17 protein-coding genes and 2 tRNA genes are annotated in these 21,227 nt (G+C 68.4%); 12 read left to right on the top strand and 7 right to left on the bottom strand.

Features of this window, described 5'->3' with window-relative positions; all coding sequences use genetic code 11:
- Window positions 1–64 precede the first annotated feature (64 nt).
- On the bottom strand, window positions 65–949 hold the full coding sequence (locus AC5RUH_RS06960) for an acyl-CoA thioesterase (protein WP_493999890.1): 885 nt from the start codon (window positions 947–949) through the stop codon (window positions 65–67).
- 155 nt (window positions 950–1,104) lie between these two features.
- Between AC5RUH_RS06960 and AC5RUH_RS06955 the strand changes: the two genes are divergently transcribed.
- Both AC5RUH_RS06955 and AC5RUH_RS06950 read left to right on the top strand, forming a co-directional pair.
- The gene (locus AC5RUH_RS06955; protein WP_494128222.1) at window positions 1,105–1,635 is read left to right on the top strand and encodes an acyl-CoA thioesterase; all 531 of its coding nucleotides are present in this window, start codon (window positions 1,105–1,107) and stop codon (window positions 1,633–1,635) included.
- On the top strand, window positions 1,632–2,309 hold the full coding sequence (locus AC5RUH_RS06950) for a DUF8185 domain-containing protein (RefSeq protein WP_494109305.1): 678 nt from the start codon (window positions 1,632–1,634) through the stop codon (window positions 2,307–2,309). The genes AC5RUH_RS06955 and AC5RUH_RS06950 overlap by 4 nt, the downstream gene beginning before the upstream one ends.
- Window positions 2,310–2,337: 28 nt before the next feature.
- Here AC5RUH_RS06950 and AC5RUH_RS06945 read toward each other — a convergent pair whose 3' ends face one another.
- From AC5RUH_RS06945 to glsA, 6 genes are all read right to left on the bottom strand, one after another.
- Window positions 2,338–2,865 carry a globin gene (locus AC5RUH_RS06945; RefSeq protein WP_494073839.1) on the bottom strand — a complete coding sequence of 176 codons (528 nt, stop codon included), beginning with the start codon at window positions 2,863–2,865 and terminating at the stop codon, window positions 2,338–2,340.
- A gap of 39 nt (window positions 2,866–2,904) precedes the next feature.
- A complete protein-coding gene (locus tag AC5RUH_RS06940; protein WP_494049854.1) occupies window positions 2,905–3,378 on the bottom strand; it encodes an OsmC family protein in 474 nt (157 codons plus the stop codon).
- Between the two features lie 88 nt (window positions 3,379–3,466).
- Window positions 3,467–5,581, bottom strand: coding sequence for a DUF6541 family protein (locus AC5RUH_RS06935; RefSeq protein ID WP_494128221.1), 2,115 nt, complete (start codon window positions 5,579–5,581; stop codon window positions 3,467–3,469).
- 219 nt (window positions 5,582–5,800) lie between these two features.
- Complete coding sequence (gene pepN, locus AC5RUH_RS06930) at window positions 5,801–8,353, bottom strand: aminopeptidase N (RefSeq protein ID WP_494128259.1); 2,553 nt, start codon at window positions 8,351–8,353, stop codon at window positions 5,801–5,803.
- 127 nt (window positions 8,354–8,480) lie between these two features.
- Entirely contained in the window at window positions 8,481–10,034 is a 1,554-nt protein-coding gene (locus AC5RUH_RS06925) for a glycosyltransferase (RefSeq protein ID WP_494128220.1), read from the bottom strand.
- 72 nt (window positions 10,035–10,106) lie between these two features.
- The gene (glsA, locus tag AC5RUH_RS06920; protein ID WP_494128219.1) at window positions 10,107–11,909 is read right to left on the bottom strand and encodes a glutaminase A; all 1,803 of its coding nucleotides are present in this window, start codon (window positions 11,907–11,909) and stop codon (window positions 10,107–10,109) included.
- A 126-nt stretch (window positions 11,910–12,035) separates the two neighbouring features.
- Here glsA and AC5RUH_RS06915 point away from each other — a divergent pair, with 126 nt between their 5' ends.
- From AC5RUH_RS06915 to AC5RUH_RS06870, 10 genes are all read left to right on the top strand, one after another.
- The gene (locus AC5RUH_RS06915) at window positions 12,036–12,509 is read left to right on the top strand and encodes a ribose-5-phosphate isomerase (protein WP_493999882.1); all 474 of its coding nucleotides are present in this window, start codon (window positions 12,036–12,038) and stop codon (window positions 12,507–12,509) included.
- 12 nt (window positions 12,510–12,521) lie between these two features.
- Window positions 12,522–13,424: an Fpg/Nei family DNA glycosylase gene (locus tag AC5RUH_RS06910; RefSeq protein ID WP_494128218.1), complete on the top strand. Its 903-nt coding sequence runs from the start codon at window positions 12,522–12,524 to the stop codon at window positions 13,422–13,424.
- Window positions 13,425–13,702: 278 nt separating this feature from the next.
- Window positions 13,703–13,773 (top strand) — tRNA-Gly (locus AC5RUH_RS06905).
- Window positions 13,774–13,911: 138 nt separating this feature from the next.
- A tRNA-Pro gene (locus AC5RUH_RS06900) sits at window positions 13,912–13,984 on the top strand.
- A gap of 54 nt (window positions 13,985–14,038) precedes the next feature.
- Window positions 14,039–15,484, top strand: coding sequence for a trigger factor (gene tig, locus AC5RUH_RS06895; RefSeq protein ID WP_493999880.1), 1,446 nt, complete (start codon window positions 14,039–14,041; stop codon window positions 15,482–15,484).
- Window positions 15,485–15,903: 419 nt separating this feature from the next.
- Window positions 15,904–16,545, top strand: coding sequence for an ATP-dependent Clp protease proteolytic subunit (locus tag AC5RUH_RS06890; RefSeq protein ID WP_494128217.1), 642 nt, complete (start codon window positions 15,904–15,906; stop codon window positions 16,543–16,545).
- Between the two features lie 40 nt (window positions 16,546–16,585).
- Window positions 16,586–17,257: an ATP-dependent Clp protease proteolytic subunit gene (locus AC5RUH_RS06885; RefSeq protein ID WP_493977440.1), complete on the top strand. Its 672-nt coding sequence runs from the start codon at window positions 16,586–16,588 to the stop codon at window positions 17,255–17,257.
- A gap of 202 nt (window positions 17,258–17,459) precedes the next feature.
- A complete protein-coding gene (gene clpX, locus AC5RUH_RS06880; protein ID WP_494049859.1) occupies window positions 17,460–18,752 on the top strand; it encodes an ATP-dependent Clp protease ATP-binding subunit ClpX in 1,293 nt (430 codons plus the stop codon).
- A 58-nt stretch (window positions 18,753–18,810) separates the two neighbouring features.
- Entirely contained in the window at window positions 18,811–20,103 is a 1,293-nt protein-coding gene (clpX, locus tag AC5RUH_RS06875; protein ID WP_494128216.1) for an ATP-dependent Clp protease ATP-binding subunit ClpX, read from the top strand.
- 120 nt (window positions 20,104–20,223) lie between these two features.
- A complete protein-coding gene (locus AC5RUH_RS06870; RefSeq protein ID WP_493999877.1) occupies window positions 20,224–20,844 on the top strand; it encodes a mycothiol-dependent nitroreductase Rv2466c family protein in 621 nt (206 codons plus the stop codon).
- Window positions 20,845–21,227 lie beyond the last annotated feature (383 nt).

Below are 21,227 nucleotides of genomic sequence, written 5' to 3'. Positions count from 1 at the left end.
GCTACGGAGCCCGGCCGTTCTCTTTGGCCGGTTCGCTGTCGCCCGTCGGGCGGGCGACTCCGGCTTACGGAATCCGGATCATGCCTTCCTGGGCGACGGTGGCGACCAGTTCGCCGGCCCGGTTAAAGATCTTGCCGACCGCGAGGCCGCGCGCGCCGGAGGCACTGGGGGAGGACTGGACGTAGAGCAGCCAGTCGTCCACCCGCACCGGCCGGTGCCACCACATGGCGTGGTCCAGGCTGGCGACGCTCATGCCCGGCGTGACCCAGCTGACGCCGTGCTGGCGCAGGATGGGTTCCAGCAGCGTGTAGTCGCTGCCGAAGGCCAGCGCGGCACGGTGCAGACCCTGGTCGTCGGGCAGCGGCCCTTTGGTCTTCATCCAGACTGCGTTGACCGCCTGGCGTTCGCCTTTGGCCTGGACATAGAGGGCGTCCTGGACATGGCGGACGTCGAACGGGCGGTGGTAGGCCATGTGCCGGGCCACCGGGTGGTCCACCTTGCCGAGCAGATCTGCGGTGCTCGGCAGGGTTTCCGGGTCCGGGATTCCGTCCGGGAAGTCTTCCTGGTGTTCGAGCCCCTCGGCCGGGGTCTGGAACGAGGCGATCATGGACAGGATCGGCACGCCGTTCTGGTAGGCATGGGTGCGGCGGGCGGAGAACGAACGGCCGTCGCGCAGCCGTTCGACGCCGAAGGTAATCGGCAGGTCGGCGTCGCCGGCACGCAGGAAGTACCCGTGCATGGAGTGGATGGGCCGGTCCGGTTCCACGGTCCGTACGGCCGCGATGACCGACTGTGCCAGCACCTGGCCGCCGAAGACCCGGCCGCGCGGCTGCTTTTCGGAAACGCCGACGAAAATCTCCTCGTCCGTGTTCGCGCCGTCGGCATCGGAGAGGTCCAACAGCTCCAGCAGCACCGCCGTCGGATCGACGTGTTCCTCGATGGCGGTCATGTAGTCTCCTTGCCGATTACCCGCGGGTACGAACACCTCCGACAGTAGTTGGCACCGCTCAACCGCTCAACTCCGGGGCGCCCTTGGAAGCCGGGGCACTCCGGTGAGCCAGCAGCGGGTTAGTTGCGGCTCCCGTGCTTTGAGAGGATGGCATCATGCCTACCGTTCCGCACCATGCCCCGAGGTTTCCGATCCAGCTGAGGTTCAGCGACATTGATTCCTACGGCCACGTGAACAACGTGACCTACCTGGGCTATCTGGAAACGGCCCGGGTGCTGCTGCACCAGCTTCGGCCGGAGCTGCCGGCTACCGCCGGCCACGACCCGGGTGCGACCCTGCGTGAACTGGGCGGCGACGGGAACCAGACGCTGGTGGGACGGCAGGAAGTCGAGTACCGCGTACCGCTGGACTACCGGACCGAGCCGGTGCACGTGGGCGTCTGGGTGACGAGGATCGGTTCTTCGAGCTTCGACCTGGGCTACGCCGTCGTGGATGCCGACACCGGGGAATGCGGCACCGTGCATGCCCTGGGCGCCTCGACCATGGTGCTAGTTGCTGCGGCGACGGGAAGGCCGGTGCCGCTGCCGGACGCGTACCGCGCCGCCTTGCAGCTGTGGGCCGGGCCGCCGGTTCCGTTCCGCAACAGTGCGGGCGCGGCCGGTACGACCGAAGAGGCCGCAAAATGATGTCCTCCGGAACACCCGTCCTGCAGCTGTCCGATGTCCAGGTCGCGGCCGACTTGAAGACCTTCGTCAGCCGGTCCCGTGCCGCCGGTGACGGCGCCATCCACCTGCAGGCCTTCGGCAGCGTGCTGGCGGCCTACGTGTGCCTGATGCGGCCGCGGATTCTGGGCGAGGCGACGCCGACGATCCTGGGGCTGCGGGTCATGCCGCTGGCGGCGCCGGCCGCCGTCGAGGAGACCGTCACGCTGGCCTCGGTCGGAGACCGGCTGGCCAGGATGGGGAACGAGGAAACCGGCCTTGCCCTTCCGCCCACGACCGTGACGGAATCCTGGACGGGTGTGCTGCCGCCGCGGTCCGGGTGGGAACACGTCGGCGGCCTCCAGGACGAGGTGTTGGAGGAGGCTGCCCGGGCGGGCATCCGGGAGATTTCCGAAGCCCTGCCGGACAACCCGGGACAGCTCATCGTCAACAACGCGCGCAGCACCGTCTGGAGCAGGCCGCTGACCGCGGCCGGCGGGCTGCCCGAATCGGCGGAGCTCCCGGCCGGGGCGGCGTTTGCCGCCCTCACGCTGGGCTTCCTCGACGGGAACCCGGCCGCGGTGTACCGGAACGGCCGCTGGCTGCGGCTCAGCACCGGCCGCGGCCACGTCCTGGTGCGCAGCGGCGCCTCACTGTAGCGGGAGCCGGCCGCGTCGCAGGAGCAGGTCAGGCGCTGTTGACCATGGAGTGGGCGGCGCGCTCGAAGTAGTCCCAGAGCGTCTGTTCATGCAGCGGCGGCAGTTCCAGGGCATCCACGGCGCGGCGCATGTGCTTGAGCCAACGGTCGCGGGCGTCGAAGTCCACCTTGAACGGCTGGTGCCGCATCCGCAGCCGCGGGTGGCCGCGCTGTTCGCTGTAGGTGCCGGGGCCGCCCCAGTACTGCTCCAGGAACATCCGCATCCGGACCTTGGCCGGCCCGAGGTCTTCCTCGGGGTACATCTGGCGCAGCACGTCGTCCTCCGCGATTCCGTCGTAGAAGACGTCCACGAGTTTCACGAACGTCTCGTGCCCGCCGACGGCGTCGTAGAAGTTGTCCGTGTACGAGGGCTGCCTGAACGCGTTCGCGGCGGCCGGCGCCGGGGTCAGCGTGGCCAGCGGCTGGCCGAAACGGGACGGAAGGGCCGCGCCGTCGGCCGGCTGTGCCGAACCGGGGCGCGCGGCGGGCAGTTCGGGGGTCTGGGGTGTTTCGCTCATCGATGGTCTCTGTTCGCTGATGCTGTCATGACCATTGTCTCAGCCCGAGACGACCCGGGGTTCGTGGTGGACGGGGAAGTTCACGCTGCGCGCAATGAAGCAGACCTTGTTGGCATCCGTGTGGAGCCGCTGGGCGAGTTCGGCCTGGCCCGGATCGCCGATGGCCACGCGGGGCCGCAGCGTCACGGACGTGAATTCGCCGCTGCCGTCGCGGTTCAGGCGCAAGGTGCCCTCGGCGTCGTCGTCATAGGCCGTCACCACCAGCCCGTTCTTCACCGCGACGTGCAGGTAGGAGAGCATGTGGCACTGCGACAGGGCCGTGAGCAGCAGCTGTTCCGGGTTCCAGCGGTCCTTGTCGCCGTGGAAGGTGGGGTCGGCGGTGCCGGCCAGCTCCGGCAGCCCTGCCGCGCGCACCACGTGGTCCCGCCCGTAGCCGCGGTAGCTCGCGGTGCCTTCGCCGCGGTTGCCGGTCCAGTGGAGGGAAACTGCGTAGCGGTGCTCGGAAAGGTTCATGCCGCCATTAAACCCCGTGCTCCTGCAGACCGGCGGTACCGGCCGTGCCGCAGCTGCTTGGAGACCGCCTCTGCCCGGCGCAGACGTTTCAGCGGCAGGCGGTGATTTCGTAGAGCGACGCCGTGCCGTGGGAGGCGATCAGGCGGAAGCCCCGGGAGAAGTCGATGTCCTGGAACCCCGGCCAACGGTGTTTTTCGCTGTGCTGGTAGCCGCGGATCGGCTGGTCGTCGTACAGGTGGGTGGCACCGGTGCCGTGCAGCGCGTCGCAGACCCGCGGATCGGATGCGATATCGCGGAAATGGTGCCGCAGGTAGTCCTTGTCCGCGCTGCCGGCGCTGCTGACGTTCTGGAAATAGACGGTTCGGTGGCCCGTGAGGGAGTAGATGTAGGGCAGGCCGTTAAAGGGATCGCCGATGACGATCGCGTCGTCGGGCAGCAGCGGTTCCAGGGAGCGGATGAACTCCTGCTCGCCGCCCATCAGCGCGCGCCCGTCGCCGTGCTCCGTGATGCCGTAGCGGACCGAGGCCGCCTCCACCCGGACGTCGTGCCGGAAGCCGCCGGAGGTCACGAAGACGGCGGCCAGGACGGCAAACGCCAACGCGGCGGCGACCGCTCGGCGCCGACGGGCCTGATTGCGGGTTTGGATAAGCCCGGCCAGCAGCGTGCACAGCCGCTCCAGGGCCAGGGCAGCGAAGACGATGCCGAAAGTGTGGACCAGCGGGGCGATCCGGGGCGGGTCGGTGTACCAGAAGCCGCTGAGCCAGCGGAAGGGGCGCTCTTCCGGGCCGGCCGCGAGGATGAAGAGCACGATGGCCGCCGCCATGCCCGCTATGGCCGGCCGGGCGCGGGGGATGAAGCAGGCCCATACGGTTCCGGCCGCCATGAGGATCCCGACGACGACGGCGTAGCTCTCCGGGGTGGCGTCGTCGCTGTCCGGCTGGCGCGGCAGGTCGAAGAACAGCCATGCCAGGGCGTCGGCCCAGCCCGCGGTGGACCCGCGTGGATACGACAGGACGGCGGCCAGGAGGGTGGAGGTGGTCAGGACGAATCCGGCGGCACCAGCGGCGGCCGCCAGCAGCCCCGCCGCAGCGTAGAAAAGCGCGCGGCGGCTCCGCCAGAGCCGGGCCAGGCGGAGCACGACGAAGCGCGCCAGGTAAAACCCGCCGAGCACCAGCAGGCTGCCGGCGGCGGAGGGGTGTATCCACGTCACGCCCAACGCGACCACCGCCAGCGCGGTGAGGTCCGCCGTCGTCCTTCGGTGCCCGCTGCGGGACGGGGGACTTTCGCCGGCTCCTGCCGCGGCCGGAGCGGCAGTACGGACAGCGGTTTCGGCGCCAGGGTCGGCCGCGCCCGGAGAAACGGGACGGACAGCAATGGCGCTCCGGGTGCCCGCGGCATCCGCATGCGCCTTTGCCTCCACGGGCACCCGGTACTGCAGTTCGATGCCGAGCGCGAGGATGGCCGGCAGCAGCGCGGCCGCGAAGCCGTTGGGCCACTGCCCGGCACGGAACATCTGGACAACAGGGAAGGCCAGCATGGAGGAAGCTATCACCGGCGCGAGGACCCACACGAGCGGCCGGGCGGGGAACAGCGCGCGGGCCAGCAGGGCCAGGGCGGCCGGCCACATCAGGCCGCCGATGATCAGGCAGGCCAGGTTCCCCGCCGTCACCACGTCGCACGGGACCAGCGACACCATCGCATGCCAGCCGGCGGGATAGAACGACGGCGGCGCCCCGCCGAAGATCGGCCAGATGCTCCACGGGCTGGCCTGGCCGTTGTCCTTAATCCATTGCAGGACGTTCACGTGGTAGGTCGGGTCCCAGCCCTGCGAGACGCGGTGGATCGAGCCCATCGCCTCAAGCATCACCCGGCCGAGGACGAGCGCCGCGAGGGCGAGCGACGCCGCCAGCAACCACTTCACCGAGCGCGGGACGGCGAGGCGCGCCGCGGGTGGAGGAGCGATGGCCCGCCCGAGGAGCCAGCACCCGCCGATGCCGAGCGCCGCCAGCACGATGGCCGAGAGCAGGTTCCAGCGCACGCCGGCCGCCAGGCAGACCATGGTGCCGACAGCCGCCAGCGCCGTCCCGGCGGCCGGGGCCAACACGAGGGAGCGGATGGCGGGCTGGCGCAGCGCCCGGAGGGCCAGGAAGCCGGGCAGGTAGAAGACGGCGAGCATGACAGCCAGCTGTCCGGCAACTGCCATGAGGACTCCCTTGCGCCACCAACCGTTGTGGAATTGTAGATCCGGGGGCGGGCCGTGCAGTACTCCCGCCGCGTGCTCATGGAACCGTAGGGGCGGCAGATGTCGCGCCGGTGAACGGCGGGAGAACGCACTCCTGGTTCCGGGCCTTGCCGAGACTGCGCTGCCCGCCGAAACGCGCGTTTCGGCGGGCAGCAGTCGGTTTGGACGATTCTCGGCTGGCTACCGGTCGGCGGCCTGCGCCTTCAGGGCCCGGACGACGCCGTCCTTGTTTTCCAGCACCAGCCGGCGCAGGGCGGGGGAGCGGTCCGCCAGGGACTCCGACCAGGCGTCCGTGGCGTCAACGGTGGCCTGCGTGGACAGCTGCGACGGGTACAGGCCGACGACGATCTGCTGCGAGAGTTCGTGCGTGCGGGTGTTCCAGATGTCTTCGATGGCGTCGAAGTACTGCGCGGCATAGGGCTCCAGCAGCGTGGTGTCATGGACGCGGGTGAAGCCGGCGATGACCGACTGCTGGGTGGCGTTGGGCAGTTCGCCCTTGACGACGACGGACTCCCAGGCCGCCGCCTTCGCCTCGGCGGTGGGGATGGCGGCCTGCGCAAGGGCGGCGGCGCGCTGGCCGGTGGCGGTCTGGTCCCGCTCGAGTTCGGCGTCGATTTCGGCCTGGCCGAAGCGGCCGCCGGCTACGAGCGAGGTGAGCAGTTCCCAGCGCAGGTCGGCGTCGACGGTCAGCCCCTCCAGCGTGCGCTCGCCGGAGAGCAGCGCGGCCACGGTGTCCAACTGCCCGCCGGTCTGCGCGTGCACGGCGAAGGCCTTGGCGAACTGCAGCTGCGAATCGGACCCCTCGGCCGCCTCTCCGGCCAGTTCCCAGAGCCGGTCGGCGGCGGCGATGGCCAACCGCTTGCGGTCGTCCGGGTTCACGTAGAAGGTCAGCGTGGTGGCCAGCTGCCGCAGCAGCACCAGCACCACCGAGGAGTCCGTCTCGTAGGCGATATTGTTCAGCACAAGCTCCACGTATTCGCGGGCCGGGGTCTCGCCGTCGCGGGTGGCGTCCCAGGCCGAGCCGAGCACCAGGGTGCGCGGCAGCGACGCGGTGAAGTCCTTCACGTGGCTCTTGGAGGTGGCCAGGGACACGTCGTCCAGCCGGATCTTGGCGTAGGCCAGGTCGTCGTCGTTGAGCAGCACCAGCGCGGGACGGGCCAGGCCGGCCAGCTGCGGCACCTCGGTGCGCTCGCCGTCAACATCGAGTTCCTCGCGGTGGGTGCGCACCAGCTTGCCGGCGTCGTCCAGGTTGTAGAAGCCGACGGCGAGCCGGTGCGGCCGGATGGTCGGGTAGCCGTCCGGCGCCGTCTGGAGGATCGCGAACGAGGTGATGGCGCCGTCGTCGTCGGTGGAGATCTCCGCGCGCAGGGTGTTCACGCCGGCGGTCTCCAGCCACTTGGCGGACCAGTCCTTCAGGTCCCGGCCGCTGGAGGTTTCCAGTTCGCCCAGCAGGTCGGCCAGCTCGGTGTTGGCCCAGGCGTGCTTGCCGAAGTACTCGCGGACGCCGGCCATGAACTCCTCCTGGCCCACCCAGGCCACCAGCTGGCGGAGCACGGAGGCGCCCTTGGCGTAGGTGATGCCGTCGAAGTTGACCTGCACGTCCTCCAGGTCCTTGATCTCGGCGGTGATCGGGTGGGTGGACGGCAGCTGGTCCTGCCGGTAGGCCCAGGACTTCTCCATCGACGCGAAGGTGGTCCAGGCGCCCTTGTACTCGGTGGCCTCGGCGGCGGCGAGCGTGGACATGAATTCGGCGAAGGACTCGTTCAGCCACAGGTCGTTCCACCAGCGCATGGTCACCAGGTCGCCGAACCACATGTGCGCCAGTTCGTGCAGCACGGTGATGGCCCGGCGCTCCACCATGGCGTTGGTGGGGCGGGAGCGGAACACGTAGTTTTCCAGGAAGGTGACCGCGCCGGCGTTTTCCATGGCGCCGGCGTTGAACTCCGGCACAAACAGCTGGTCGTACTTCTCGAAGGGGTACGGGGTGCCGAACTGCTTCTCGTAGAACTCGAAGCCCTGCCGGGTGAGGGTGAAGATGTTTTCCGCGTCCATGTACTGCATCAGCGACTTGCGCGCGAACACGCCCAGCGGGATGGTGCGGCCGTCGGAGCTCGTCAGCTCGCTGCGCACGGACTGGTACGGGCCGGCGATCAGCGCCGTGATGTAGGAGGAGATCCGCGGGGTGGGCTCGAACGCCCAGGTGGCGGCCGCACCGCCGTCGTCCGTGGATCCGACGTGCCGGGGCGCCGGGGTGGGCGAGTTGGAGATGACATCCCAGTGCGACGGCGCGGTGACGGTGAAGCGGAAGGCCGCCTTCAGGTCCGGCTGCTCGAAGACGGCGAACATGCGCCGCGAATCCGGCACCTCGAACTGGCTGTACAGGTAGACCTCGTTGTCCACCGGGTCCACGAACCGGTGCAGGCCCTCGCCGGTGTTCATGTACAGCGCGTCGGCGTCGATCTCCAGCACGTTGTGCTCCGCCAAATCCGGCAGCTGGATGCGGACGCCGTCGGAGACCTCGGCGGGATCCAGCGACTTGCCGTTGAGCGTGATCGAGCGGACGGTGTCCGTGACGGCGTCGATAAAGGTGGAGCCGCCGGGGGTGGCGGTGAAGGTCACCACGGTGCGCGAGCCGAACACCTTGTCGCCGCGGGTGAGGTCCAGCGTGACGTCGTACGACTCCACGCGGAGCAGTTCGGCGCGGGCGCGCGCTTCGTCACGGGTGAGATTCAAACCTGGCAAGTTCGCCTCCAGAAGTACTTAGTGCCCCGGCTGCGCGGGACCGGATGGTGTGCGTGGCGGGACGCGATATGAAACAACCCTTGCACAATGTGGCCATTGTCTCACCGCGGCGGGGTGCCTAGCCACCCGCGAGGACCTTGGTCCACGCCGAGACATAGCCGGGTTCGTCGAAGCGCTGCAGGGTGTCGCGGCTGGAGCGGGCGAACCGCGAGCGCAGTTCCGGGTCGCGCATCAGCGCCAGGATGCCGTCCGCCAGCGCCTGCCGCTCGCCGAAGGGCACCAAGAAGCCGTTCTCGCCGTGCCGGATGACGTCGCGGGGGCCGTAGTTGGCGTCATAGGCGGCGACCGGCACGCCGTAGGACATGCTCTCCAGCAGGATCAGCGGGAAGCCCTCCGACGCCGACGTCAGCACCGTGGCGCACGCGGAGGCGTAGATGTCCGACGGGCTGTTGGTAAACGACGGGAAGCTGACCGCGGCGCCGACGCCCAGTTCGTCGATGAGCGCTTTGACCGCTCCCTCCTCCTCGTCGCCGTAGCCGAAGCCGAAGACCTCCAGCCGCGCCCGCGGGTTGCCCTCGCGCACCAGGGCGAAGACCCGGATCGCCTCGTCCACCCGTTTCTTCGGGTGCAGCCGGGCCACCATCACCAGCCGGTCCGGATCGGTGGCGGGGCCCGGGTCCGGCTGCTCCGGCGGCGCCAGCTGGCCGATGGTGTGGAGCCGGTCGGCGTGGCCGAACTCGGCGGCGATGTCTTCGCGCTGCGCATCGGTGTGCAGGACCACGCCGTCCCAGGTGTCCAGGTTGTCCAGGAGGCGGCGCCAGTTGCGGCTGACGCCGGACCCTGCAACGTACGGGGGCTCCAGGTGGTTGCTGTGCACCGCCGCTATGCGCCGCAGGGTCGGATGCCTGACGCTGCCGACCACATCGTCCAAATTTCGGCCGGGCAGGTTATTCAGGTTCTCGCGGAATTCCGAGGTCAGCACCGGTGCGTCCTCGCCGGCCAGCAGGTGTTCGAAGGCGTGCCGGTAAAGCTCGCCCGGGTCCGCGAAGGTGAGGGCATCGCCGTCGTCGCGGGCCACGCCGTCGAACAGGTAGCTGCGCCCCCACTTGGGCGAGCCGGGATGGTGCGTGATTGTGAGGAAGCAGCGGCCGTCGCGGCCGATCAGTCGCTGGGCGGTGGGCGTCTTGGACGATTCCTGGAAATGCTGGACCAGCACCAGGCGGCCCTGTTCGTCCATTTCCTCCCGGCGCAGCCGCGCGCGGTTGGGGGCCAGCCGTTCGACGGCGGCCACCGTGCCTTCGGGGTGGAACCGCACGTAGCATTCCTCGATCCCGTCGCGGAAGTACCCGAAGGCCAGCCCGGAGTTGCCGACCGGCACGATGTCGTAGTCGTCCTCGGGCGGCGGCTGCACGGGTTGACGCGTATCCGTGCCGGGGCTCGGATCCAGCCCGTACAGGACGCTGCGGACCCTGACCTCCGGATGCAGGTGGCCGTCCGCCTTGAGACCGGCCACGTCGCGGGCGAGCCGGTGCTGCAGGCCCAGCACCTCGATCCAGATCCGTTCTGCCGCGCCGTTCCCGGCCAGCGTGTTGGCCCGGGTGCGCACCGCCTTGACCAGGCCGCCGCGCTTGAGCGCCAGCGTGTTGACGGGGAAGTGGACGGTGAGCGGCACGATGGCATCCTGTCGTCAGGGATGCCGCCATTGTTGCGGCCCGCCGGGCGCTCGTAAAGGGGCGGACGATGGTCACCCCTGCGCGGCCGCCACGGTGAGGTCGTGTTGCTCGGCCGCGATGTCCAGCAGCCGTTCGGCCAAGCTCAGCGCCGTGTCCGGGGCGTCCCGGCGCAGGCGCGCATAGCCGTCTGGCGTGAGGACCTCCACGAGGACCTTCCCCTCGGCTCGCACGTGGATCCGGGACCGAGTGCCGCCGAGGCCCCCGAAGCTGGTTCCGGCGGAGAAATACCGGGCGGCGTGATCGTCCTTGGAGGCGCTGGCGTTCCCGGAGGCGTTGGCGGCCGTGCGTGCCTGCCCCTCCATGACCAAGACCAGGCCCGGGTGTGGTCCGCCCGCGGGTACGATGGCCGCGCCGTCGTCGTACGTTCGCCGCTCCAGGTAGCCCGCGAGCGTCTCGCGCTCGCCGGCGGGCAGGGTCGCCGTCACAGGGTGGTCCTGCAACTGCAGCCGTTCGCCGGTCGCCGGCTGTCCTCCGTGCCGGCCGAGGAGGCGGTTTTCGCACCACCGGGCGGCAGCGTCCAGGGACGGGAACGCCGTCGGCCGGCCGCCCGTGCCGTCCTCTTCCGCGGACAGCAACCCGGCCGGGTCCACGAAGATCAGCAGGCAGGGATCCGAGGTTGCCTGCAGCCGCAGGAACATGGTCTTGGTGCGGCTGCCGAGCTCGTCCAGCCGGCTGATGTCGATCACCAAAACCTCGTGCGCGGGGGCCAGGTCGGCGGCCATCCGGATGACCGTTTCCGCCTCGGGAAAGAGCATGTCGCCGTGGACCTCGAGGAACCGCACCGTGTGGCCGTATTCGGCCAGCACGGCCAGTTCCCGCGCCGGGCGAACCCGCGGTGAGGGCTTCCCGGCCAGGGTGTAGTCGGCGCGGATCGTGGACCGGGCGCTGCGGGCCGCGTGGATGAAGTGCAGTCCCAGCTCCGCCGACAGCCGGCGGCAGGCCTCGGTGCCGCGGACGCTGTTGCCGTGCCGGTCGAGCCGCGGCGAAAACACGGCGAGCCCCAGCTGGCCGGGCAGCACCGCCAGGATGCCCCCGCTGACCCCGCTCTTGGCCGGCAGCCCGATGCCCGCCACCCAGTCCCCGGCGTCGTTGTACATGCCGCAGGTCGTCATCACGCTGAGCACGTGCTCAGCGATCCGGGGCGTCAGGACCTCCTCGCGGGTCGTCGGGTTGACTCCGCGGTTGGCCAGGGTGGCTGCCATGATCCCCAGATCGCGGCAGGAGACGCTGAGGGAGTTCTGCCGGAAATACAGGTCCAGGGCGGCCTCGGTGTCGTGCTCGATCACGCCCTGGCTCTTCAGCAGGTAGGCGAGGGCCCGGTTGCGGTCGCCCGTACGGAGCGCGGACTCGTACACCGTCTGGTTCATAACCAGGTCGCGTCCGGCACAGGCCGAATAATTTAGTCGGAGCTGCTCGAAGGCGTCGTCACCGTAGCGGTCGACCACCAGGGACGAGGCGGCGATGGCCCCGGCGTTGATCAACGCGTTGCGCGGCCGGCCGGTATCCGCTTCCAGGCTGATCTCGTTGTACGCGTCCCCGGAGGGCTCCACATCGATCTTCTCGCGCACGTCCTCGAAGCCGTGCCCGGCCAGCGCCATGGCATAGGTGAAGGGCTTGGAGATCGACTGGATGGAGAACTCGGACCGCGTATCGCCGGCCTCATAGGTGCATCCGTCGGCCATCGTCATGCTCAGCGCGAACAAATCCGGATCCTCGACCCCGAGTTCTTCCGGATCACCGGCCAGCGACCCCTCGGTGTTGCCGGCGAGGCCGGCAAGGACGGACTCGAGGTAGTCGCTGATTACTGGCTCCATAGGGGCACACTATCGACGGCGGCCGAAGCCCGACAGGGGTGCGGCACCGGAATCCGTTCCGCCGGCACCGCTCCAGTAGGCTGGAAGCCGTTATTCGCCCTCCCGCACGCCACAGAAGGACCGTCCATGCGCGTTCACATTGCCACCGACCACGCCGGCCTGGAACTGAGCCACCACCTGATCAAGCATCTGACCGGCCAAGGCCACGACGTCACCGACCACGGCCCCACCGCGTACGACCCGGAGGACGACTACCCCTCGTTCTGCATCCGCGCCGCGCTCGCCGTCGTCGAAGACCAGTCCGCCGGCGTGGAGTCGCTGGGCATCGTGCTCGGCGGCTCGGGCAACGGCGAGCAGATCGCCGCCAACAAGGTCAAGGGCATCCGGGCCGCGCTGGCCTGGAACCTGGACACCGCGAAGCTGGCCCGCGAACACAACGACGCCAACGTCGTCGCCGTCGGCGGCCGCCAGCACAGCGTCGAGGAAGCCACCGCCATCATCGAGGCATTCCTGGCCGAGCCGTTCTCCAACGCCGAGCGCCACGTCCGCCGGATCGGCAAGATCGCCTCCTACGAGACCACCGGCGACATCCCGGCCTAGCGGCCGCCGGTCATGCCAGAAGGCCATTCCGTCCACCGCCTGGCCCGCCAGTTCCAGGACGTTTTCGCCGGCCGGCGCCTCGCCGTGTCCAGCCCGCAGGGCCGCTTCGCCGCCGGCGCCGCCCGGCTCGACGGCGCGCGGCTGCTGGCCGCCCGGGCACACGGCAAGCAGCTGTTCCTGGAGTTCGACAACGGCCTCGTCCTGCGCGTGCACCTGGGCCTCTACGGGGCGTGGAGCTTCGGCGGAGACGAGAGCTTCCGCGGCGCCTCCAGCATCGGGGCGCCGCGCCGGGTGGGGGAGCAGGAAACGTACGACGACGATGCGCCGGCCGCGTACTCCGGCCCGCCGGAGCCGGTGGGCCAGGTGCGCGTCCGGCTGGTGTCGGCCCACGGCTGGGCCGACCTGCGCGGCCCCACCGCCTGCGAGGTGCTCACGCCCGCGGAGGCGTCCGCCGTCGTCGGCAAACTGGGGCCGGACCCGCTGCAGGACGCGGCGGACCGCGGCGCCGAGTTCGTCCGCCGGCTGACCGCGAAGCGCACCGCGGTGGGGCAGTTGCTGATGGACCAGAACGTGGTGGCCGGAGTCGGGAACGTCTACCGCGCGGAGACGCTGTTCCGCCGCGGGCTGAACCCGTGGCTGCCCGGGCAACGTGTCCCGCCGGCGGAAGCGGCGCTGTTGTGGGCAGACATCGAGGCCGTCATGCGCGACGGAGTCCGCGACGGCAAGATCATCACCACCCGCCCCGAACACCGCGACGCCGAGGCCGCCGGCCGCTCGCTGCCGGTCTGGCCGGACAACGCCCACTACGTGTACAAGCGGCAGGGGATGCCGTGCCGGCTGTGCGGGACGCCGGTCGCCGTCACGGACATGGCCGCCCGCAAGCTGTACTGGTGCCCAACCTGCCAGCGGGCCTGAAGCGTTCGGGCCGCAGCCTGCCTCCCTGCGCCGCCGGCGCGCCCGCCTTCCCTACACCGCCGACGGGTTCACACAGGCCACCCAAATTTTCGTCATTGCAGGGTTTATCGGCCAACGCAGGGTCCATAGCCCCTGCTCTCGACGATTTACCCTGCAACGGATGAGTCGGGGTAGGGGCGCATGGTTCCCCCGGGTCGCGGCGCACTGTTTCCGCCGCGTCGGGGCGCCCTCCGATTTGTCGAACGGGCCCGCCCTCGTGCTAAAGTTTCAACGTCCTCGGGGATGTAGCTCAATGGTAGAGCCTCAGTCTTCCAAACTGATTACGCGGGTTCGATTCCCGTCATCCCCTCGCGTCAGGGAGGCGGTCCGGCACGGGCCGCCTTTTCTGTTCGCAGCCGATTCAGTCATGCGACGTGTGCTGGCGGCGTCCGGTTGCGCGGTGATTGTGCCGCAGGCCGGGAATGCCCGTAGACTTGCGTGTGCACTACGGGGCGTAGCGTAGTGGCTAGCGCGCCTGCTTTGGGAGCAGGAGATCGCAGGTTCGAGTCCTGTCGCCCCGACTCTGTATTCTTGGTGCAGATTTAACCCCAATAGCAATCAGGAGTTCTAACGCTGTGAAGAGCGCTGTCGAAAACCTCACCCCTACCCGGGTCAAGCTCAATGTTGAGGTCCCCTTTGAGGAACTGAAGCCCAGCATCGACGCGGCGTACAAGACCATCGCGAGCCAGATCCAGGTTCCGGGCTTCCGCAAGGGCAAGGTTCCGGCGAAGCTGATCGACCAGCGCGTGGGCCGCGGCTACGTGATCGAGACGGCGATTAACGAGGGGCTGAACGGCTTCTACCAGGGCGCCGTCGAAGAGACCGGCATCCGCCCGCTGAGCCGCCCCGAGGTTGAAATCACTGAGGTCCCCGACCCGGCCGCCACCGAGGGCCAGCTCGCCTTCCACGTCGAGGTCGACGTCCGCCCCGAGATCGAGCTGCCCGAGTACGCCGGCCTCGAGGTCACCGTCGAAGCTACCGAGGCTTCCGAGGAAGACATCCAGAAGGCGCTGGACGACCTGCGCGGCCGCTTCGGCACCCTGAAGAGCGTTGACCGTCCGGCCGTTGCCGACGACTTCATCACCATGGACCTGTCCGCCAAGGTGGACGGCGAAGAGGTGGACTCCGCCGCGGACCTGTCCTACCAGGTGGGCGCCGGCACCATGCTGGAGGGCCTGGACGAGGCCGTTACCGCGCTGAGCGCCGGCGAGGACGCCACCTTCGAGACCAAGCTTGCCGGCGGCGAGCACGCCGGCAAGGACGCCACGGTCACCGTGAAGGTCAAGGCCGTCAAGGAGCGCGAGCTTCCCGAGGCCGACGACGACTTCGCCCAGCTGGCCAGCGAGTTCGACACCATCGCCGAGCTGAAGGAAGACCTCGCCAAGCAGGCCGCCGACGCCAAGATCATGGAGCAGGGCGTCGAGGCCCGCGACAAGGTGCTGGACAAGCTGATGGAACTGGTCGAGGTTCCGGTTCCGGACTCCGTCGTCGAAGAGCAGATGGAACAGCACTTCCGCCCGGAGAACAGCCACGGTGAAGACCACGACACCGAGGAGCACCGCGCCGAGGTCCGCGAGAACACCGAGAAGGCCTTCCGCAACGAAATCGTGCTCGACGCCGTGGCCGACAAGGAAGAGCTGGGCGTCAGCCAGGCCGAGCTGATCGACTACATCGTGTCCTCCGCCGGCCAGTACGGCATGGACCCGAACCAGTTCGCGCAACTGCTGGACCAGTCCGGCCAGGTCGGCATGATGGTGGGCGAGGTCCGCCGCCGCAAGGCCCTGGCCAAGGTGCTGGAGCTGGCCAAGGTCACCGACACGAACGGCAACGAGGTGGACCTGAGCGACTTCGTCCGCCCCGCCGGCGAAGAAGAGCCCAACGTCGAAGACATGATCCAGGCCGCCGAGGCCGAGGCCGCCAACGCCGAGGCCGGAGAAGCCGAAGCTGACGCGGCCGACACCGAGTCGATCGAAGACACCGACGCCGCCGAAGAGGCCGCCGAGGACGCACCGAAGAAGTAGTAGCGGCGCTGCCGCAGGTCGGACCGCCGGATCCCCTTTACGGGGAACCGGCGGTCCGCCGCTTTAATTCCCGCGCACGACGACGGTGCCCCGCTCCGGTGCGCGGGCTTCCCTCCCTGATCGGCGGCGGCCGAGCCGGCGGAACCGGGCCCCTTTCCCTCCCTGACCGGCGGCGGCCGTGCCCGTGGAACCGGGCCCCCGCCTCGGGCGAGTGTGCCCCAAAGGTCGCTCCGCCGTCGTCATTTTCTGCTGCCGGCAGAGCGCTTTCCCGCGCCCTCACGGGCCTGATGCGCCGTCAGCGAACAGCGCGCCGTGCGGGAGGAATCGGGCAGCGGAACACGTTACTGTCCAAGTAGGTAAACGACCTTAGGGCCGCCGGTGACGGTACCGCCCGGGGAAGAAGCGAGAGGTATTTCAGCATGTCGAATGAATCCGCCACTCCGAGAATGGCTTCGGTCGAAGCGGCCAGCCGCGAAGACTACATCTACAACCGCCTGCTCAAAGAACGCATCATCTGGCTGGGCTCCGAGGTGCGCGACGAGAACGCCAACGCCATCTGCTCGCAGCTGCTGCTGCTCTCGGCCGAGGACCCGGAGAAGGACATCTACCTCTACATCAACTCGCCCGGCGGGTCGGTGACCGCCGGCATGGCCATCTACGACACCATGAAGTTCATCCCGAACGACGTGGTGACCGTGGCCACCGGCCTCGCGGCCTCCATGGGCCAGTTCCTGCTCTCCTCGGGCACCAAGGGCAAGCGCTACGCCACCCCGCACGCGCGCATCCTGATGCACCAGCCCTCCGGCGGCATCGGCGGCACGGCCTCCGACATCAAGATCCAGGCCGAACTGATCCTGCACATGAAGCAGGTCATGGCCGAACTGACCGCCGAGCAGACCGGCCAGTCGGTGGAGCAGATCCTGATCGACAACGACCGCGACAAGTGGTTCACGGCCGAGGAAGGCCTGGCCTACGGCTTCTTCGACAAGATTTCGGCCCACGCCGGCGGCGTTTCCGGCGGCGGCGGGACCCAGGGCGGCTCCGCCTCCCAGGATTCCTGAGCCTACGCGCCACCGACCCGAATACAAGCAGGAGAATCTCATGGACTACAACTTCGGTGCCGCTGCCGGCGGTTTCGCCGCCAACATGCCGCAGAACCGCTATGTGCTGCCCCAGTTCGAGGAGCGCACCCCCTACGGCTTCAAGCGCCAGGACCCCTACACCAAGCTGTTCGAGGACCGGATCATCTTCCTGGGCGTCCAGGTCGACGATGCCTCGGCCGACGACGTCATGGCCCAGCTGCTGGTCCTCGAGTCGACGGACCCGGACCGCGACATCACCATCTACATCAACTCGCCGGGCGGCTCGTTCACCGCGATGACCGCGATCTACGACACCATGCAGTACATCCGCCCGGAAATCCAGACCGTGTGCCTGGGCCAGGCGGCCAGTGCCGCGGCCGTGCTGCTGGCAGCGGGCACCCCGGGCAAGCGGCTGGCCCTGCCGAACGCCCGCGTGCTGATCCACCAGCCGGCGCTGGGCGGCGGCGAACACGGTCAGGCCTCCGACCTGCAGATCCAGGCCGACGAGGTCATGCGGATGCGCAAGTGGCTGGAAGACGCGCTGGCCATGCATTCGGGCAAGGACGCCGCGCAGGTCAACAAGGACATCGAGCGGGACAAGATCCTCACGGCCGCGGGTGCCTTGGAATACGGGCTGATCGACCAGGTGCTCGACTCCCGCAAGATCCACAAACCGGCGATCACCAAGTAAGTACCGTAAAATAGTCTCAATGCCTGCACTGCCCGTGGCGCGTCATATCGCACCGCGGGCAGTGTTGTTACTGAAACTGTCGGCGCAGTGAATTAGAGTTGTTGTCAGCTGGCCTCGGCGGCGCGGCGACTGTCCGGCAATTGTTCGGGCGGCGCAGCGGCCGCGGCACAGCTGCCGACGTAGACCAAGTAAGGGGACGGATATGGCTCGCATAGGTGAGAGCGCTGACCTGCTCAAGTGCTCTTTCTGCGGCAAGAGCCAGAAACAGGTCCGCAAGCTGATCGCCGGCCCCGGCGTGTACATCTGCGACGAATGCATTGAGCTCTGCAACGAGATCATCGAAGAGGAGCTGGCCGAGGTGTCGGACCTGGGCAGCTTCGAACTGCCCAAGCCGCGGGAGATCTTCGACTTCCTGCAGGAATACGTGATCGGCCAGGAGCCCGCCAAGCGTGCGCTGGCCGTGGCGGTCTACAACCACTACAAGCGGATCCAGTCCGGGCATGCGCCCAAGGGGACCGCCAACCTCTCCGATGCCAGCCCGCTGGAGGACGTGGAAGTTTCCAAGTCCAACATCCTGCTGATCGGGCCCACCGGCTGCGGCAAGACCTACTTGGCCCAGACGCTGGCCCGCCGGCTGAACGTCCCGTTCGCCGTTGCGGACGCCACGGCGCTGACCGAAGCCGGCTACGTGGGCGAAGACGTGGAGAACATCCTGCTCAAGCTCATCCAGGCCGCCGATTACGACGTGAAAAAGGCCGAGCAGGGCATCATCTACATCGATGAAATCGACAAGATCTCGCGCAAGAGCGAGAACCCGTCCATCACCCGTGACGTCTCCGGGGAGGGCGTCCAGCAGGCGCTGCTGAAGATCCTCGAGGGCACGGTCGCGTCCGTGCCGCCCCAGGGCGGCCGGAAGCATCCGCACCAGGAATTCATCCAGATCGACACCACCAACGTGCTGTTCATCGTCGCCGGCGCCTTCGCCGGGCTGGAGGAGATTATTGGCTCACGGGCCGGCCGCAAGGGCATCGGCTTCGGCGCCCCGCTCAAGGACGCGGCGGGGGAGAAGGACAGCTACGGCGAGGTCATGCCCGAAGACCTGCTGAAGTTCGGCCTGATCCCGGAGTTCATCGGCCGCCTGCCGGTGATCACCACGGTGTCCAACCTGGACCGCCCGGCCTTGATCAAGATCCTGACCGAACCGAAGAACGCCCTGCTGCGCCAGTACCAGAAGATGTTCCAGCTGGACGGCGTGGAACTGAGCTTCGAGCAGGAAGCGCTGGAGGCCGTGGCAGACCTCGCGCTGGAACGGGGCACCGGCGCCCGCGGGCTGCGCGCGATCATCGAAGAGACCCTGCAGCCGGTCATGTTCGACCTGCCCAGCCGCGAGGACATCGCCTCCGTCGTGATCACCGCGGAGGTGGTGCTGAACAAGGCGGAACCGGCGCTGATCTCCCACGACGTGGTCGCCAAGCGTCGGAACAAGTCGGCCTGACACTGCACTGCTCCGGACCACCGGACGATCGATCGAGGACCAGACAAGGGGACACACTATGGCCCGGACCGGCGGAAGCGCAGAGCTGCTCACGTGCTCGTTTTGCGGCAAGAGCCAGAAGCAGGTGAAGAAGCTGATCGCCGGCGGCGGCGTGTACATTTGCGACGAATGCGTCGGGCTGTGCAACGAACTGCTGGAGGAAGAATTCGGCGCCGGTGCCGCCTCCGAGCTGCTGGAGCTGCCCAAGCCCCGGGAAATCTACGGCTTCCTGCAGGAGTACGTGATCGGCCAGGAACCCGCCAAGCGTGCCCTGGCCGTGGCCGTGTACAACCACTACAAGCGCATCCGCTCCGGCCACGCCGCTACGGGCAGCGCCGGCCTGGCTGCCGCCGGCGGGCTCCAGGATGTGGAGATCGCCAAGTCGAATGTCCTGCTGATCGGCCCCACCGGCTGCGGCAAGACCTACTTGGCCCAGACGCTGGCCCGCCAGCTGAACGTGCCGTTCGCGGTGGCGGACGCGACGTCGCTGACCGAAGCCGGTTATGTGGGCGAGGATGTGGAGAACATCCTGCTCAAGCTGATCCAGGCCGCCGGCAACGACATCAAAAAGGCCGAGCAGGGCATCATCTACATCGACGAGATCGACAAGGTGACCCGCAAGAGCGAGGGCCCCTCGATCACCCGCGACGTCTCCGGTGAAGGCGTGCAGCAGGCCCTGCTGAAGATCCTGGAAGGAACCGTCGCTTCGGTGCCACCGCAGGGCGGGCGGAAGAACCCGCAGCAGGAGTTCCTCCAGATCGACACCACCAACATCCTCTTCATCGTCGCCGGGGCCTTCGCCGGCCTGGAAGAAATCATCGGCTCGCGGGCCGGACGCAAGGGCATCGGCTTCGGCGCGCCGCTCAAGGACGCCGTCGCCCAGCAGGACAACTACGGCGAAGTCATGCCCGAAGACCTGCTCAAGTTCGGGCTGATCCCGGAGTTCATCGGCCGCCTGCCGGTGATCACCACCGTGGCCGAGCTCGACAGGCCTGCGCTGATCCGGATCCTCACCGAGCCGAAGAACGCGCTGATCCGCCAGTACCAGAAGATGTTCCAACTGGACGGCGTAGAGCTGTCCTTCGAGCAGGACGCCCTGGAAGCGGTTGCCGACCTGGCGCTGGAACGCGGAACCGGCGCGCGGGGCCTCCGGGCCATCATGGAAGAAACTCTGCAGCCGATCATGTTCGACCTGCCCGGCCGCGACGACATCGCCACCGCCGTGATTACGGCCGAGACGGTCCTGACCGGGGCGGACCCCACCTTCATCCCGCACGACGTCGAAGCCATCCGCCGCCGCGATTCCGCCTGACCGCCCGTATCGGGGGCGCAGTTGCACGGGCACCTGCCGGGTCGGCGGAACAAAACTGCCGGCGCGGCAGTTACCCACAACAGTACGTATAACCAGTCCTCAAGAAGGAGTTCTTGCCGTATGTCTGAAAGCGCTGCGCCGTCCACCGTTGACTTCTGGTTCGATCCGGCCTGTCCGTTCGCCTGGATCACCTCCCGCTGGATGCTGGAGGTGGAGAAGGTCCGCGACGTCAAGGTCGACTGGCACGTGATGAGCCTGGCCGTGCTCAACGACGGTCGCGACGAGCTGCCGGAGGAGTACAAGGAATTCCTAAAGAAGGCGTGGGGCCCGGTCCGCGTGATCATCGCCGCCCGTGAACTGCACGGCGAGGCCTACGTGGGGAAGCTCTACGACGCCATGGGCACCCGCATCCACAACGAGGGCAACAAGGACTATGAGGCCGTGACTGCCGCCGCGCTGGAAGAGGTCGGCCTGCCCGCCGACCTGGCCCGTTTCGCCACGTCCGACGAATATGACGAGCAGCTGCGCGCCAGCCACGAAGAAGGCATCTCCAAGGTGGGCGACGAAGTCGGCACCCCGGTCGTGGCCTTCAACGGCACCGCCTTCTTCGGGCCGGTGCTGACCCGCATCCCGCGCGGCGAAACCGCCGGAAAGATTTTCGACGGCGCCGTGGCCCTGGCCGAGTTCCCGTACTTCTACGAGATCAAGCGCTCCCGGACCACCAGCCCCGAGTTCGACTAACCGTTCGGGCCTGGAGCGAACGCCTCAAGCGGGCGTCGTCCGCGGGACCCAGACGCCGCCGGCCGGCGCGCCCTGGTTTCGGAAAACAATCCGCGAAACTATGGCGTGTCGGCTTGCGCAGGAGTATAAATATCTATACGCATCCCCCAAAAGATGCGGGACCGAACACCAAAGATTCAGTGACAAGTAGTGGACCAGTTCCACAAACTGCCAGCCTGTGACGAGGCTCGGAAGACCTGAAGATCGGCGGAGTTCGCGAGACCCAAAGCGTCACCTTTGGATCAAAGAGTCGAAGCCCCACCAACGGCGAAACGCTGATGGGGCTTCCCCTCGTTAACGGGCCGGAACCGGCTGCCGAACGGCCTGGAGCCAGCCAGTGGGCA

The organism is Arthrobacter sp. Y3223166, from assembly GCF_059090935.1.
The sequence above is the reverse complement of the archived record's forward strand: the minus strand, read 5'-3'. Positions and strand labels throughout refer to the sequence as shown.